Origin of the sequence: Amycolatopsis sp. A1MSW2902, assembly GCF_017312175.1 — a bacterium.
Taxonomy (GTDB): Bacteria; Actinomycetota; Actinomycetes; order Mycobacteriales; family Pseudonocardiaceae; genus Amycolatopsis; species Amycolatopsis nivea.
The window spans coordinates 8,976,579-8,989,394 of sequence record NZ_QJPO01000001.1; the positions used below are offsets into that span (position 1 = coordinate 8,976,579).

The following is a 12,816-nucleotide window of genomic DNA, read 5'->3' on the forward strand; positions in this document are numbered from 1 at the left end:
CGCGGCACCGGCCCTCGTCCTTGTTGCTGATCACGTTTCATCGGAGGCATTTCCCTCATGACATCTCCGCTTTCGCCTGCGCTCGTGCGTACGGCGCATGTCCGGCTGTCCGACGTCCATGTCTCGTTCGGCGGCCGCCCGGTGCTCGCCGGGGTCGATCTGGTCGCGGCGGCCGGCGACCGGGTCGCCATTGTCGGCGAGAACGGTCGTGGCAAGACCACCTTGTTGCGCGTGCTCGCCGGGACGCAGCCGGTCGACCGCGGCGAGGTTCGCCGCGCGGGCCCGATCGGTGTTGCCGACCAGCAGATTCCCTTGGGAGAACAGGAAACCGTCGGCGATCTGATCGACCTCGAACTGGCGGCCGTGCGCAATGCCCTGGCCTGCTTGGAGGACGCGACGACCGCGCTCGCCGAAGGGCGACCTGGCGCGGACGACGCCTTCGCTGCCGCGCTTTCGGCCGCCGAAACGCTCGACGCGTGGGACGCGGACCGGCGGGTCGAGGTCTCGCTGGCCGCGCTGAACGCGGTCGACGACCGGAGCCGCCCGCTCGGCACGTTGTCGGTCGGGCAGCGGCATCGGGTCCGGCTGGCGTGCCTGCTCGGCGCGGGACATTCCGTACTGTTGCTGGACGAGCCGACCAACCACCTCGACGCGTCCGGGCTCGCGCACCTCACCGAACGGCTGCGCGCGTACCCGGGCGTGGTCGTGCTGGTGAGCCACGATCGCGCGTTGCTCGCCGACGTCGCCACGTCCGTGCTGGACCTCGACCCGTCGAGCGACGGCCGGCCGCGCGGCTACGGCGGCGGCTATCCGGCGTACGTCGAGGCCCGGCAAGCCGAACGGGCTCGCTGGGAAGCGCTGCACGCCGAGCAACTCGCCGAACGGCAGCGGCTCTCGGACGACCTTTCCACCGCACAGAACAGATTGCGCGACAACTGGCGTCCGGAAAAGGGCCACGGCAAGCACAGCCGCGCGACCCGGGCACCCGGTCTGGTCCGTGCTGTGCACCGGCGGCAGGAGGAGTTGAACGCGCACGTGGTGGCTGTTCCGCCGCCGCCCGCGCGGTTCGCCATGCCGGAACTGCCGCAGCACCAAGGAACCGTCGCGTTGCGGGCAGCCGGGGTGACCGTCGCCGGGCGGCTGGACCATCCGGTCGACCTGACCCTCGGCGGCGCGGACCGGCTCGTCGTCACCGGCCGGAACGGGGCCGGAAAGTCGACGCTGCTGGCGGTGCTCGCCGGAACGCTGGAGCCGACGTCGGGCACAGTCGCCCGCGCCCGGTCGGTGCGGATCGGCTGGCTGGGCCAGGAATCCGCGCTGCCGGCCCGGCGGACCGCGGCCGAGCTCCTGGGCTCGGCCGACCTTGGCTTGCTCAGCGGATACGACCGCCACCGCCCGATCGCCGAACTGTCGACCGGAGCCCGGCGGCGGCTGGATCTGGCGCTGGTGCTGGCCGCGCGCCCGCAGGTACTGCTGCTGGACGAGCCGACGAACCACCTGTCGGCAACGCTGGTCGACGAACTGACCGACGCCCTGCACTCGACGTCGGCGGCAGTGGTGGTGGCTACGCACGACCGGCAGTTGTTGCGCGACACGGCTTCCTGGCCGCGGTTGGCGCTCTGACGCGATGGGCGCGAGGTAACAGCGGTGAAACATCCACAGGGCAGTCTGGGGCAATGCCTCTGCTGATCGAGCGTGCTGACTTCGCGGACCCGCAGCTTCGGCGGTTCCTGCAGGCACACTTGGACGACCTCGCGCCCACCTCCCCGGCCGAGAGCAGGCATGCCCTCGACCTGGCCGCGCTCCAGCGTCCCCACGTCCGGCTCTGGACTGTCCGGGACGACCGGCACCTCGTCGGCACCGCCGCACTGGCGACGCTGGAGCCGCGGCACGAGGAACTGAAAAGCATGCGCACCGACCCCGCACGACGCGGGCAAGGCATCGCCCGCACGCTCCTGGACTACCTGCTCCAGGACGCCAAAGACCGTGGCATCGAGCGCGTCTCCCTGGAAACCGGCAGCATGGACTTCTTCGCCCCGGCCCGTGCCTTGTACACGCGAGCGGGCTTCACCCCGTGCGCGCCGTTCGGGAACTACCGAGACGACCCGAACAGCACCTACCTGTCTCGCCGTCTCTGAAGCTGTCACAGATTTTCCGCGACCGGTGTCCATCCGCTGAAAACCCCGAAAGCGGAGGAGGACAGCATGACGACGACAGTGCTCGGCGCGGGATACGCCGGGGTCATGGCCGCGAACCGGCTCGCTGGGCGTGGCGAGGAAGTGGTGCTGGTCACGCCGAACGCGTGGTTCGTCGAGCGAATCCGGCTTCATCGCGTGGCCACCGGTATCCGGGAGAACGCCCGGCTCGACCTGGAGACCGTGCTGAACCCGGCCGTGGAGGTCGTCCAGGACACCGTGACGAAGATCGGTGAAGACAAGATCCAGCTCGCCTCCGGCGAGAACCTGCCCTACGACACCCTCGTCTACGCGGTCGGATCCGGGACCAGCGTCCACAACGGCACCTACCGGATCGTCTCCGAGGAGGAGACCGAACGGCTCCGCGCCGCCCTCGCCGAGGCACCGGACGCGCCGGTCACCATCGTCGGCGCAGGCCTGACCGGCGTCGAGCTGGCCGGGGCGCTGCGCGAAGCCGGACGCGCGGTGAAGCTGGTCTCCACCGCCCCGGATCGCCGCGCGATCCGGGCGCACCTGCGGTTTCTCGCCAAACAAGGCGTCGAGATCGAACTCGGCCGACGCGTCGATCCGGCCGAGCTCGAGGGGCTCGTCGTGGACACCACCGGGTTCACCGTGCCGAGTCTCGCCGCCGATTCGGGACTGCCGGTCGACGAGTTCGGCCGGTTGCTGGTGGACGAGCAACTCACCGTCCCCGGGCACCCGAACATCCTCGGCGCGGGCGACGCCGTGCACACCTCCTTCCGCGCCGCGTGCGCGACGGCGCTGCCGATGGGCGCGCACGTCGCCGACGTCATCACCGCGCGCCGCGAAGGGCAGGCCGGGAAGCCGTTCCGGATGGGCTACGTGCTCCAGTGCACCGACCTCGGCAGCGGACGTGGTCGTGTCCAGTTCCTGCACCCGGACGACACCGAGCGCGCGATCGCGATCGACGGGCGCGCGGGCGGGCTCGTCAAGGAGACGATCTGCCGGATGACCGTGCGGTGGCTGAGCCAGGAACGGGATCGCGCGGGCCGGTACTCGTGGCCGGCCGGCGCCTAGACTTGGCCGCCATGGACCACGGCGACGTCTTCACCGCGCATCGGCCGACGATGCTCGCCGCCGCCTTCCACATCACCGGATCGCGGTACGACGCGGAGGACGTCGTGCAGGACGCGTGGGAAACCTGGTCCCGGGTGGACCTCGAGACGGTCCGCACCCCGCACGCGTTTCTGTCGGTGATGGTCTCGCGCCTGGCGCTCAACGCGGTCCGCGCGCAGCGGCGCCGGCGCGAGAACTATCCCGGTCCTTGGCTGCCGGATCCGGTGGTCGAGGGGGATTCGCCGGAGTGGGAGGTGCTGCATCGCGACGGTCTGGGCCAGGCGCTCGACTTCGTGCTCAGCACGTTGACCCCGGAGCAGGCGGCGGCGTTTGTCTTGCGGAAGGTGCTCGACGTCGACTATCCATCGGTCGCCGAGGTGCTGGAGACGACGCCCGCGGCGGCCCGCCAGCTCGTCTCGCGCGCGCAGCGGGCGGTGACCTCGGCGATCGGGGATTCCTTGCCAGACCAGGGGAATCGTGACGCCGAGGCGCTGGCGACGCTCGCCGAAGCGGTGTTGTCCGGCGAGATCGACAAGGTGGCAGCGTTGATCGCACCGGACGCGGTGCTGTACTCGGACGGTGGCGGCAAGGTGCTCGCCGCGCGCAAGCCGTTGTTCGGCCGGGACCGGATCGCGCAGTTCCTCATCGGGATTTCCACGATGGAGGAGGTGACGATCGTGCCCGCGATCATCAACGGCGGCCCCGGTGCGGTCTTCCTTCAGGACGGCAAGGCGACGACCACAGTCACCGTCCGCGCGGGCGATGCCGGGGTGTCGACGCTGTGTTTCGTGCGCAACCCCGACAAGCTGACCGAGATCACTCTCGCCTAGCCGCGATCCCGTCGTACATCATCCGCCGCACGGCCTCGCTCACCCGGCGCTGCTCCTCGGGGTCCGGGTTGCGCAGCGAAGCGATCGCCGACGCCAGGATCATGCCGTTGATCGCCCGCGCGCTGTTCTCGATGTCGAGGTCCGCGCGCAGGTACCCGAGCTCCACGCCGTGCGACAGATACGCCGCGGTCAGTTCCGTGGCCAGCTCGAAGAAGTCGAGTACGCGCGCCGCCATCGCTTTGTCGATGCCGGCGGCCTCGAACAGCAGCAGCCGCGGCACGCGCGGGTCCTCGCCGAAGATCTGCGCCAGCGCGTCGCCGATCCGGGCGGTCTGCTCGCGGTAGGCGTCCAAAGTAGACACCGCGTCCGGCGCGTTTTCCGCGGTGAGCGCGGTGACGATGCGGGCGACCAGGTCGTCGATGACGTGGTCGACGATGTCGCGCTTGTTCTGGAAGTAGCGGTAGAAGGTGCCGTGCCCGATGCCGAGCTTCGTGGCGATGTCGGAGATCCCGGTGGCGTGGTAGCCGAGGTCGGCGAAGCAATCGAACGCCGCGTCGATGATCTCGCGGCGCAGTTCCTGCTTCTTGCGCTCGGCTCGGGTGGTGCGGGGGCTCTCCTGGGCTGTCACGCACTGCAGTGTATTGCCAAGTCCGCCGAAGTGACATACCGTTCCGTTACTGACAAGTAGTTCCGGACGAGAGGTCGGACATGGACGCGCAGTACGACGCAGTCATCGTCGGCGCGGGCTTCGGCGGCATGGGGGCGGCCATCCAGCTCCGCCGCCTCGGCTACCGCGACCTGCTGATTCTCGATCGCGAGGACGACCTCGGCGGGACCTGGCACGTGAACCGGTACCCGGGGCTGGCCGTCGACATCCCGTCGTCCACCTACTCCTACTCGTTCGAACCCAATCCGTGCTGGTCACGGCTGTTCGCGCCGGGCGCGGAGCTGAAAAAGTACGCCGAGCACGTCGCCGACAAGTACGGTCTGCGCGCCTCGATGCGCTTCGGCGCCGTCGTGACCGGCGCGACCTGGGACGGCTCCAACTGGCGGGTCAGCATCGAAGGCGGCGAGACGGTCACCGCGAAGTACCTGCTCACCGCCACCGGTTTCCTGTCGCAGCCGAAGATGCCGGACATCGAGGGCATCGACCGGTTCGCGGGCAAGGTCATCCACACCACCAAGTGGGACGACAGCTACGACCTGGCGGGCAAACGCGCCGCGGTGATCGGCACCGGCGCGACGGCCGTCCAGCTCATCCCGGAGATCGCCAAGGTCGCCGCGGAACTGACGGTGTACCAGCGCACGCCGATCTGGGTCAGCCCGAAGCCGGACTACGCCGTGCCGAAGCCGCTGCAGCAGGCGTTCGCGAAGCTGCCGCTGGTACAGCGCGCGGTGCGGCTAGCGGGCAGCTCGGTGCTGGAACTGATGATGATCTCCGGCGTGGTGCAGTACCGGCAGTTCCGCGGCGCCAACCGGATCGCCGAACGCTGGTGCCGCGCGCATCTGTACCGCCAGGTCCGCGACCCCGAACTGCGCCGCAAGCTGACGCCGGACTACTCCTTCGGCTGCAAACGGCCGACGTTCTCCAACGACTACTTCCCGGCCTTCACTCGCCCGCACGTGCACCTCGAAACCACGAGCATCGAGCGGATCGACGAAACCGGGATCGTCACCGCGGACGGCAAGCGCACCGAGATCGACACGCTCGTGCTGGCCACCGGCTTCAACCTGTGGGACGTGAACTTCCCGGCGATCGAGATCATCGGCCGCGACGGCAAGAACCTCGGGAAGTGGTGGCGTGACAACCGGTTCCAGGCGTACGAGGGCGTGACCGTGCCCGGGTTCCCGAACCTGGTTTCGCTCAACAGCCCGTATTCCTACAGCGGGCTCTCGTACTTCACGACCATCGAATGCCAGATGAAGCACATCGACCGGCTGTTCAAGGGGATGCGTGCCCGGGGCTCGGACGTGTTCGAGGTGACCCAGCGGGCGAACGACGAGTTCCTCGGCCGGATGAAGCACAAGGTCGGACACTCGGTGTTCGCGCTGGGCCAGTGCGCGACGGCCAACAGCTACTACTTCAACCAGCACGGCGAGGCGACCCTGCTCCGGCCGACCTCGACGATCAGCGCCCACCGCGAGGCGGCGCGGTTCCCGTTGGAGGACTACAGCTTCGCCTGAGCCGAGGGTGATTTACGTTCGCCAGGGGAACCCGCGGCTCGCGCGCGGCGTCAGTGTGGCGTGAAGACTGAGCAAGACGTCATGGCCCGCCTCCGCGCGCAGGCCGAACCCGTTCTCGGCAAGGGCGCGGCGGCGCGGATTCGTGCGTTCGAGAACGGCGACCTGTACGTCGAGGCGCGCACCGCTTCCACGCTCTGGGCGTGGCTGGTCGACTTCCTCCTGGTCACCGGTCTGTCGGCGGCCGCGGCGGTGGCGTACTACTTCAAGTCGAACGCCTTCGACGCCGCCGTCGGGGCGAGCGTGATCGGGGTGGCGGGGCTGATCGTCGTGCCGCTGCTGTACGGCTGGTTTTACGGCAACGGACGCGGCCTCGGCGCGCTCTTCAACGGGATCCGCCTGGTCCGGCTCCGCGACGGCGGCCGGATCGGGCTCGGCAAGGCGGGCTGGGCGATGCTGATCCGCACGCTCGGGTTCGTGATCATCGCGCTCGGGGTGCTGAACGGAGACACCACGGTGGGGAGCGGGGTGCGCACGCACCTCGACATCCGCGAGACCGAGCGGCTCCGCGCGGCCGGTTTCGTCCGGAAGCCGTGAGCGGATATCAGGTTCGCGCGGTCGCGGATACTCCCGAGCAACGGCTGCGCGACTACACGACGCGGCTGCAGGCGATCGTCACCACCCGGCGGGTCTACCGGGTGATGACGGCCAGCCTCGCCGGGCTTTTCGGCGTCAGCGGGATTTTGGTCGGGGTGCTGGCTCATTCCGCGGCCGGAGGATTCAGCCTGGCGGGCGGCGGTGTTTTCTTCGCGGTGCTGTGGCTCGGCGGAGTTTTGATCTGGCGGGGCAGGCCCGCGACCGAACGTGCGTTGAACCCGGGTTCGCGTCCACCTGCTGGTCGTACGCCGGGGAACGTGCGGGGCGCTTTCTTTGCCGCAGCGGGGATGGGCTGTTTAGCCGCTGTCGTATGTGGACTGTCCTTTATGTCCAGAAACCCGCCGGACGCCTTGCTGAAACTGGTGATTATCGGGCTCGGCACCTTCGTGGTCTTCGCCGTTTTGTTCGTGCCGCCGGGATATGTCTACGCGCAGTCCGACCAGTACTTCGAGAAATGGCTCAACCGCAACCGCGCGGCTTACGAGGCGGCGGCGAGGCGGCTCTAAGGCGTGCGACGGCGCAGCGTCGCCGCTCCGAGAGCTAGTGCCAGTACCGCGCAGCCGAGCACGACGAGGATGTTGCGGGTCAACGGCGTCGTCCAGTCCGCGCTGTGCGTCACCTGCGTGAGCGCTTCGACGGCGTAGGACAGCGGCATCACGTCGGACAACCAGTGCAGCACCCAGCCCATCTGGTCGCGCGGCTGGAAAAGCCCGCACAGCAACGTTTGCGGCAGCACGAACAGCGGCATGAACTGCACGGCCTGGAACTCGCTCGTCGCGAACGCGCTCACGAACAGGCCCAGCGCCATGCCGAGCAACGCGTCGAGCACGGTGATCAGCAGCAGCGACCACGCCGAACCGGCCACCGACAGTCCCAGCCACCACAGGCTGACCGCCGTCGCGACCGCCACCTGCAGCACCGCGACCAGCCCGAACGCCAGCGCGTACCCGGCGAGCAGGTCGAATTTCCCCAGCGGCAGCGTCATCAGCCGCTCCAGGGTGCCCGCGGTGCGTTCGCGCAGGGTCGTGATCGACGCGATCAGGAACATGATCACGAACGGGAACACGCCGAGCAGCGCGGGCGCGATCCGGCTGAACGTCTCGGCCGAGTTGAACACGAAGCGCAGCAACACCATCAGCAGCGTCGGCACGAGAACGAGCATCACGACGGTGCGCGGATCGTGCCGCAGCTGGGCGAGGATGCGGCGAGTGGTGGCGAGAGTGATCGAGACGGTCATCGCTGGGCCTTCACCAGGTGCAGGAACGCGCGTTCGAGGTCCTGTTCGCCGGTGGCCGCGCGCAGGGCGTCCGGCGAATCGTCGGCGAGCAGCGCGCCGTCGCGCATCAGCAGCAACCGGGTGCAGCGGGCGGCTTCGTCCATGACGTGGCTGGACACCAGAAGCGTGGTGCCCTCGGCGGCGAGCCGATGGAAAACGTTCCACAAATGCTCGCGCAGCAACGGATCCAGCCCGACGGTCGGTTCGTCGAGCACGAGCAGTTCAGGCGTGCCGAGCAACGCGACGGCAAGGCTGGCCCGGCTGCGCTGGCCGCCGGAAAGCCGCCCGACCAGTGCGTCGGCGTGCGAACCGAGGCCGACCTGCTCGATCGCCTCGGGCACCGACCGGGACGGCGCGCCCAGTACGGAGGCGAAGTAACGCAGGGATTCGGTGACCGTGAGGTCGGCGTAGACCGCTGGCGCCTGCGTGGCGTACCCGATCCGCTTGCGCAACCGTCGGCTGCCGGCCGGTTCGCCGAGCACCGTGACGGTGCCGCCGTGGGTCACCTGCACGCCGACGACCGCGCGCATCAACGTGGTCTTCCCGCAGCCGCTCGGCCCGAGCAACCCGGTCACCGAACCGGGCTCGACGCGGAAGCTCACGTCGCGCAGCACCTCCCGGCCACCGCGGACGACCCGCAGGCCGTCGATGACCACCGCGGAATTAATCATGCGGTTAATTCTGCGCGCGCGGAATTTCGCTGTCAAGGCCGGGGAGGGCGGAAGCGGGAGGTCCAGAGCGCGGATCAGGCCTGGTCGACGTACTGCTGCACGGCAGGAGCGATCAACCCGACCACGTCCTCGTGCGCGGCCCGCGCGAGCGGCTCGACCTGCACGACGTACCGGACCATCGCGAGCCCGACGAGCTGCGCGGCGATGCCGGTGACCCGCAACGGCGGGATGTCGAGCGCGTCGGCGATCTTGTCCAGCAGCGCGCCCTGGATGAAGCCGCGCAGCATGTCGGCGGCCTGTTCGGTGGTGGAGACCGAGCGCAGCACGCCGAAGAACGCGTCGCGCGAAGCGGGGGTTTCCCAGAGGGTGAGGAACAGCCGGACGAGACGTTCGCCCACCTCGGAGCGAGGGCCGTCGAGGATCGCGGCGACGACGACGCCGGGGTCGGCCGGGAGGTGCAGCGCGGTCGCGAAAACCTGGTCCTTGCTGCCGAAGAAATGGTGCACGAGCGCGGGATTCACGCCCGCCTCCGCGGCGATCGCGCGGATCGTCGCGCCCTCGTACCCGTTCCGGCCGAACAGGTCCCGCGCGGCGGCCAGAATGGCCTCCCGCGTCTCGGTCTGCCCGGGGCGGCGTCCCGTCCGTGCCATCGGCGTCCTTTCGTCCGCTCCAGTATCGCGGGACCATGGGCGGTACAGCTGGCTGTACCTGATCTGTACCCCGCGCGGGATCGCCGGTCGTCCCGCCGGGGCCTTAGGTTCGGGCGACCGGGAGGGCAGGGGGGAGCGGGGATGAACGGGACGGCGGTGCACGAGACAGCGGTCCGGGTGCTCATTCGAGCCTCGGATCCCCTTACCGACAACGGGATCCGGAGCTGGCTGCAGGCGCGGCCGGAGTTTTCCGTCGTGACTGACGAGGTGGACGTGATCATCGTCGCGGCCGAGCTGCTGTCGGTGGAGGTGACGTCGGCGTTGCGCGGGCTCAAGGCCACTGTGGACGCTCCGGTGGTGCTGCTAGTCGACGAGCAGGCGGCTGGTTCGGCGGTGCTGACCGCGGTGGAGTGCAACGTGGTCGCCCTGCTGAATCGCGAGCGCACGTCGAGCGAGCAGCTGGCCGCCGCGGTGCTGACCGCTTCGCGCGGCGGCGGGATCCTGCCCCCGGCGGCGCTGGGCACGCTGCTCAGCCATTTCCGCCGGCCGATCGAACCGCGGCCGAAGCACAGTTCCGGCCTGACGCAACGGGAAATCGACGTGCTGCGGCTGCTGGCCGAAGGCCTCGACACGGCGGAAACCGCGGAGAAAATCAACTTCTCCGAGCGCGCGGTGAAGAAGGTGATCCACGATCTGTCGCAGCGTCTCGAATTGCGCAACCGGACGCACGCGGTCGCCTACGCGCTCCGGAACGGTGCGATCTGAGGGGTGTTCAGATGATGCCCGTCCGCAGGGCGTACGCGACCGCGTGCGAGCGGTTCCGCAGATCGAACCGCACCAGCAGCGTGCTGATGATGTTCTTGATCGTCCGCTCCGAATACGCCATCCGGTCGGCGATTTCGACCGTGCCGAAACCGTCCGCGAGCAGGCCGAGGATTTCTACCTCGCGGCTCTGCAGCCGGTGCCGGTCGAGGAAGCCGCGCGGGTACCTGGCCTCGCCCTCGCTGGTGTGGAACTCGTTCGTCAGCCGGGTCGCGCGGACGTCTTCCGGCTCGGCCGCCGGCGCGCGGGCGGCCAGCGCTTCGAGGATCTTCTCGCGCGTTGCGGAACCGCGGTACAGCACCGCGGACAGGCCGAATCCGCCGAGCCTGCCCAGTTCGGCCTTCTCGATCCGGTCCGCGACCAGCACCGCGCGCACGTCCGCGACGAGCGCGGTCCGGCGGATCCGCGCCAGGTCGGCCAGGGTTTTCTCGCGGACCTCCGGCACGATCACGAGCAGGACGTCCGCGCGCGGGACCTCGCTGGGAGCCATCACGGCGTACCGGGGCGTGCCGCGCAGGTAGGCGGCGGCTCCTTCGCCGCTGATCGGGTCGTTGGCGATGATCGCCACTCGCTCGGGCAATGCGCTCATGTCAGCTCACAGACCAGTCGTTCCGCGCCGCATCCTCCGCTGAGCCGAGGATCCGCGATCCAGCGCGCGAGGTCGATCCCCCGCGCTGCCCGGGCGCGGTAGTGCCTGCGGTACCTCAGCAGCAGTTAAGGACTTAATCGAACGTTAGTGCTTGTAACCTTAGTTGCACGATAGCACTAGACGGGAGTCCAGCGGTGGTAATTGCCCGCACGACCGGGTGGCGTTCACGCGATCCGGTCCTGCGGGCCGACCACGGGTCAGGCGAGCGCCTGAGCAGGGGGAAGCCGCGCGGCCCGCATCGCCGGATACGCCCCGGCGATCGCGCCGACCGCGGCCGAAACCGCCACCCCGCCGGCGAGCGCGACCGGCGGCAGCACCGCGGGCCAGCCCTGGCTGAGCGCGTACCCGGCGGTCGCGCCGACCCCGAGCACCACCCCGACGAGCCCGCCCAACCCGGACAGCAGCACCGATTCGGCGAGGAACTGCCCGCGGACCTGGCCCCTGGTCGCCCCGAGCGCGCGGCGCAATCCGATCTCGCGTCTGCGCTCCAGCACCGAGATCACCATCGTGTTCGCCACGCCGACGCCGCCGACCAGCAGCGCCACCCCGCCGAGGCCGAGGAACAGCGCGCCGTAGGTGTTCTTGGTCAGCTGCTGCGCGGCGAGCGCGTCGGACGGCCGCTCGACCGCCACCTCGTTCGGCGCGGCCGGGTTGATCGTCGCGGCGAGCACCGAGCGGACCGCGTTGACCTGCGATTCCCGCGCGCGCAGGTACACCGTGCTCGGATGGCCGTCGAAGCCGAAGACCTGCTTGGCGACGTCCCAGCCGATCAGCACCGACCGTTCGACCTCCGGCGCGAGCGGCATCGGCGCGAGAATCCCGACGACGCTGAACCACGCCGAACCGATCAGGACCTGCGGCGGCCGCGCCGGATCGAGGTGGTCGATGCCGAGCCTCGACGCCGCCTCCGAGCCGAGCACGACCGCCGGGAAGCGCTGGTTCGCCGGACCGAGGAACGTCCCGGTCCGGACCTTCCCGCCGAGCACCGGCAGCAGATCCGGCCGCGCGGCGAACACCGAAACGCCCGCCGAATCGTCCTTGCCGACCCGGTCGTTGCGGTACACCTTGGCGTTGACCTTGCCGACCTCCACCGCCCCCTCGACCGGCGCGATCCGCCGCACCATCGGGACCGCCGAGTCGGGCAGCTTCGCCGAACCGCCCATGAGCGTCTGCCCGGCCTCGGCGCGGAGCAGATTGGTGCCCATCGCGGCGAGCTTGTCCTGGAGTGCCTGGTCCGCCGACGCCGGAATGGCCAGCACGGCGACCATCGCCGCGACCCCGATGGCGATGCCGAGCGCGGACAGCATCGCGCGCAGCGGGCGGGTGCGCATTCCGTGCGCGCCGAGGGAAAGCAGATCGGCAGGACCGAGCCGGGTTGGGCTGGGTGGGGCTGGTGCGGTCATTGGGGTGCTCCTGCCGGGTGGGTTGTGCTGGGGCGGGGTCTGCTGTCGGCAGGGGTGTGCGGGGCTTTGGTGCGGGGCGGGTCGGGCTGGTTCGGACTGGGTGCGGTTATTGCGGTGCTCCGGCCGGGGCGGTGGTGGTGTCGGCGGGTGTGCGGCGGGTTGGCGGGGTGGGGCTGTTTCGGGTTGGGTGCGGTTATTGCGGCGTTCCGGCTGGGGCGGTGGTGGTGTCGGCGGGTGTGCGGCGGGTCGGCGGGGTCCGCCTGCGTCGGTCTGGGTGCGGTTATTGCGGTGCTCCGGCCGGGGCGGTGGTGGTGTCGGCGGGTGTGCGGCGGGTTGGCGGGGTGGGGCTGTTTCGGGTTGGGTGCGGTCATTGGGATGCCCTTGCCGGGTGCGGTGGTGGGGTGG

Annotated in this window: 14 protein-coding genes; 8 read left to right on the forward strand and 6 right to left on the reverse strand. The window is 69.9% G+C overall.

Going from position 1 to position 12,816, the window contains the following annotated elements; all coding sequences use genetic code 11:
- The first annotated feature begins 57 nt into the window (after positions 1 to 57).
- From DMP23_RS42030 to DMP23_RS42045, 4 genes are all read left to right on the forward strand, one after another.
- Positions 58 to 1,623, forward strand: coding sequence for an ABC-F family ATP-binding cassette domain-containing protein (locus tag DMP23_RS42030; protein ID WP_337824257.1), 1,566 nt, complete (start codon positions 58 to 60; stop codon positions 1,621 to 1,623).
- Between the two features lie 53 nt (positions 1,624 to 1,676).
- Complete coding sequence (locus tag DMP23_RS42035) at positions 1,677 to 2,138, forward strand: GNAT family N-acetyltransferase (RefSeq protein WP_037817004.1); 462 nt, start codon at positions 1,677 to 1,679, stop codon at positions 2,136 to 2,138.
- A 66-nt stretch (positions 2,139 to 2,204) separates the two neighbouring features.
- The gene (locus DMP23_RS42040; RefSeq protein WP_337824258.1) at positions 2,205 to 3,233 is read left to right on the forward strand and encodes an NAD(P)/FAD-dependent oxidoreductase; all 1,029 of its coding nucleotides are present in this window, start codon (positions 2,205 to 2,207) and stop codon (positions 3,231 to 3,233) included.
- Positions 3,234 to 3,244: 11 nt separating this feature from the next.
- Entirely contained in the window at positions 3,245 to 4,102 is an 858-nt protein-coding gene (locus DMP23_RS42045; protein WP_275295250.1) for a sigma factor, read from the forward strand.
- On the opposite strand, the gene DMP23_RS42050 is transcribed toward DMP23_RS42045, so the two are convergent.
- Entirely contained in the window at positions 4,089 to 4,730 is a 642-nt protein-coding gene (locus tag DMP23_RS42050; RefSeq protein ID WP_037817003.1) for a TetR/AcrR family transcriptional regulator, read from the reverse strand. The two genes, DMP23_RS42045 and DMP23_RS42050, sit on opposite strands and share 14 nt — an antisense overlap.
- Positions 4,731 to 4,810: 80 nt before the next feature.
- Between DMP23_RS42050 and DMP23_RS42055 the strand changes: the two genes are divergently transcribed.
- Genes DMP23_RS42055 through DMP23_RS42065 form a run of 3 tightly spaced genes read left to right on the forward strand, consistent with a single transcriptional unit; the run spans position 4,811 to position 7,446 of the window.
- Positions 4,811 to 6,286: a flavin-containing monooxygenase gene (locus DMP23_RS42055; protein WP_337824259.1), complete on the forward strand. Its 1,476-nt coding sequence runs from the start codon at positions 4,811 to 4,813 to the stop codon at positions 6,284 to 6,286.
- A gap of 60 nt (positions 6,287 to 6,346) precedes the next feature.
- Entirely contained in the window at positions 6,347 to 6,880 is a 534-nt protein-coding gene (locus DMP23_RS42060) for a hypothetical protein (protein ID WP_337824260.1), read from the forward strand.
- Positions 6,877 to 7,446, forward strand: a complete 570-nt coding sequence (locus tag DMP23_RS42065; RefSeq protein WP_337824261.1) for a hypothetical protein — start codon at positions 6,877 to 6,879, stop codon at positions 7,444 to 7,446. Before DMP23_RS42060 ends, DMP23_RS42065 begins: the two co-directional genes overlap by 4 nt.
- Here DMP23_RS42065 and DMP23_RS42070 read toward each other — a convergent pair.
- The 3 genes from DMP23_RS42070 to DMP23_RS42080 all read right to left on the reverse strand — a co-directional run bounded on the left by DMP23_RS42070 (position 7,443) and on the right by DMP23_RS42080 (position 9,537).
- A complete protein-coding gene (locus DMP23_RS42070) occupies positions 7,443 to 8,177 on the reverse strand; it encodes an ABC transporter permease (RefSeq protein ID WP_337824262.1) in 735 nt (244 codons plus the stop codon). The two genes, DMP23_RS42065 and DMP23_RS42070, sit on opposite strands and share 4 nt — an antisense overlap.
- Positions 8,174 to 8,887: an ATP-binding cassette domain-containing protein gene (locus DMP23_RS42075; RefSeq protein WP_037816989.1), complete on the reverse strand. Its 714-nt coding sequence runs from the start codon at positions 8,885 to 8,887 to the stop codon at positions 8,174 to 8,176. The genes DMP23_RS42070 and DMP23_RS42075 overlap by 4 nt, the downstream gene beginning before the upstream one ends.
- A gap of 74 nt (positions 8,888 to 8,961) precedes the next feature.
- Positions 8,962 to 9,537, reverse strand: coding sequence for a TetR/AcrR family transcriptional regulator (locus DMP23_RS42080; RefSeq protein ID WP_037816986.1), 576 nt, complete (start codon positions 9,535 to 9,537; stop codon positions 8,962 to 8,964).
- A gap of 141 nt (positions 9,538 to 9,678) precedes the next feature.
- On the opposite strand from DMP23_RS42080, the gene DMP23_RS42085 reads away from it, so the two are divergent.
- Entirely contained in the window at positions 9,679 to 10,302 is a 624-nt protein-coding gene (locus tag DMP23_RS42085; RefSeq protein WP_337824263.1) for a response regulator transcription factor, read from the forward strand.
- Positions 10,303 to 10,309: 7 nt separating this feature from the next.
- Here the strand turns inward: DMP23_RS42085 and DMP23_RS42090 are convergent, their stop codons facing one another.
- Both DMP23_RS42090 and DMP23_RS42095 read right to left on the reverse strand, forming a co-directional pair.
- Positions 10,310 to 10,948 carry a helix-turn-helix transcriptional regulator gene (locus tag DMP23_RS42090; protein ID WP_337824264.1) on the reverse strand — a complete coding sequence of 213 codons (639 nt, stop codon included), beginning with the start codon at positions 10,946 to 10,948 and terminating at the stop codon, positions 10,310 to 10,312.
- A gap of 257 nt (positions 10,949 to 11,205) precedes the next feature.
- Positions 11,206 to 12,411 (reverse strand): ABC transporter permease, encoded by a 1,206-nt coding sequence (locus DMP23_RS42095; RefSeq protein ID WP_134667265.1) that lies wholly within the window; start codon positions 12,409 to 12,411, stop codon positions 11,206 to 11,208.
- Positions 12,412 to 12,816 lie beyond the last annotated feature (405 nt).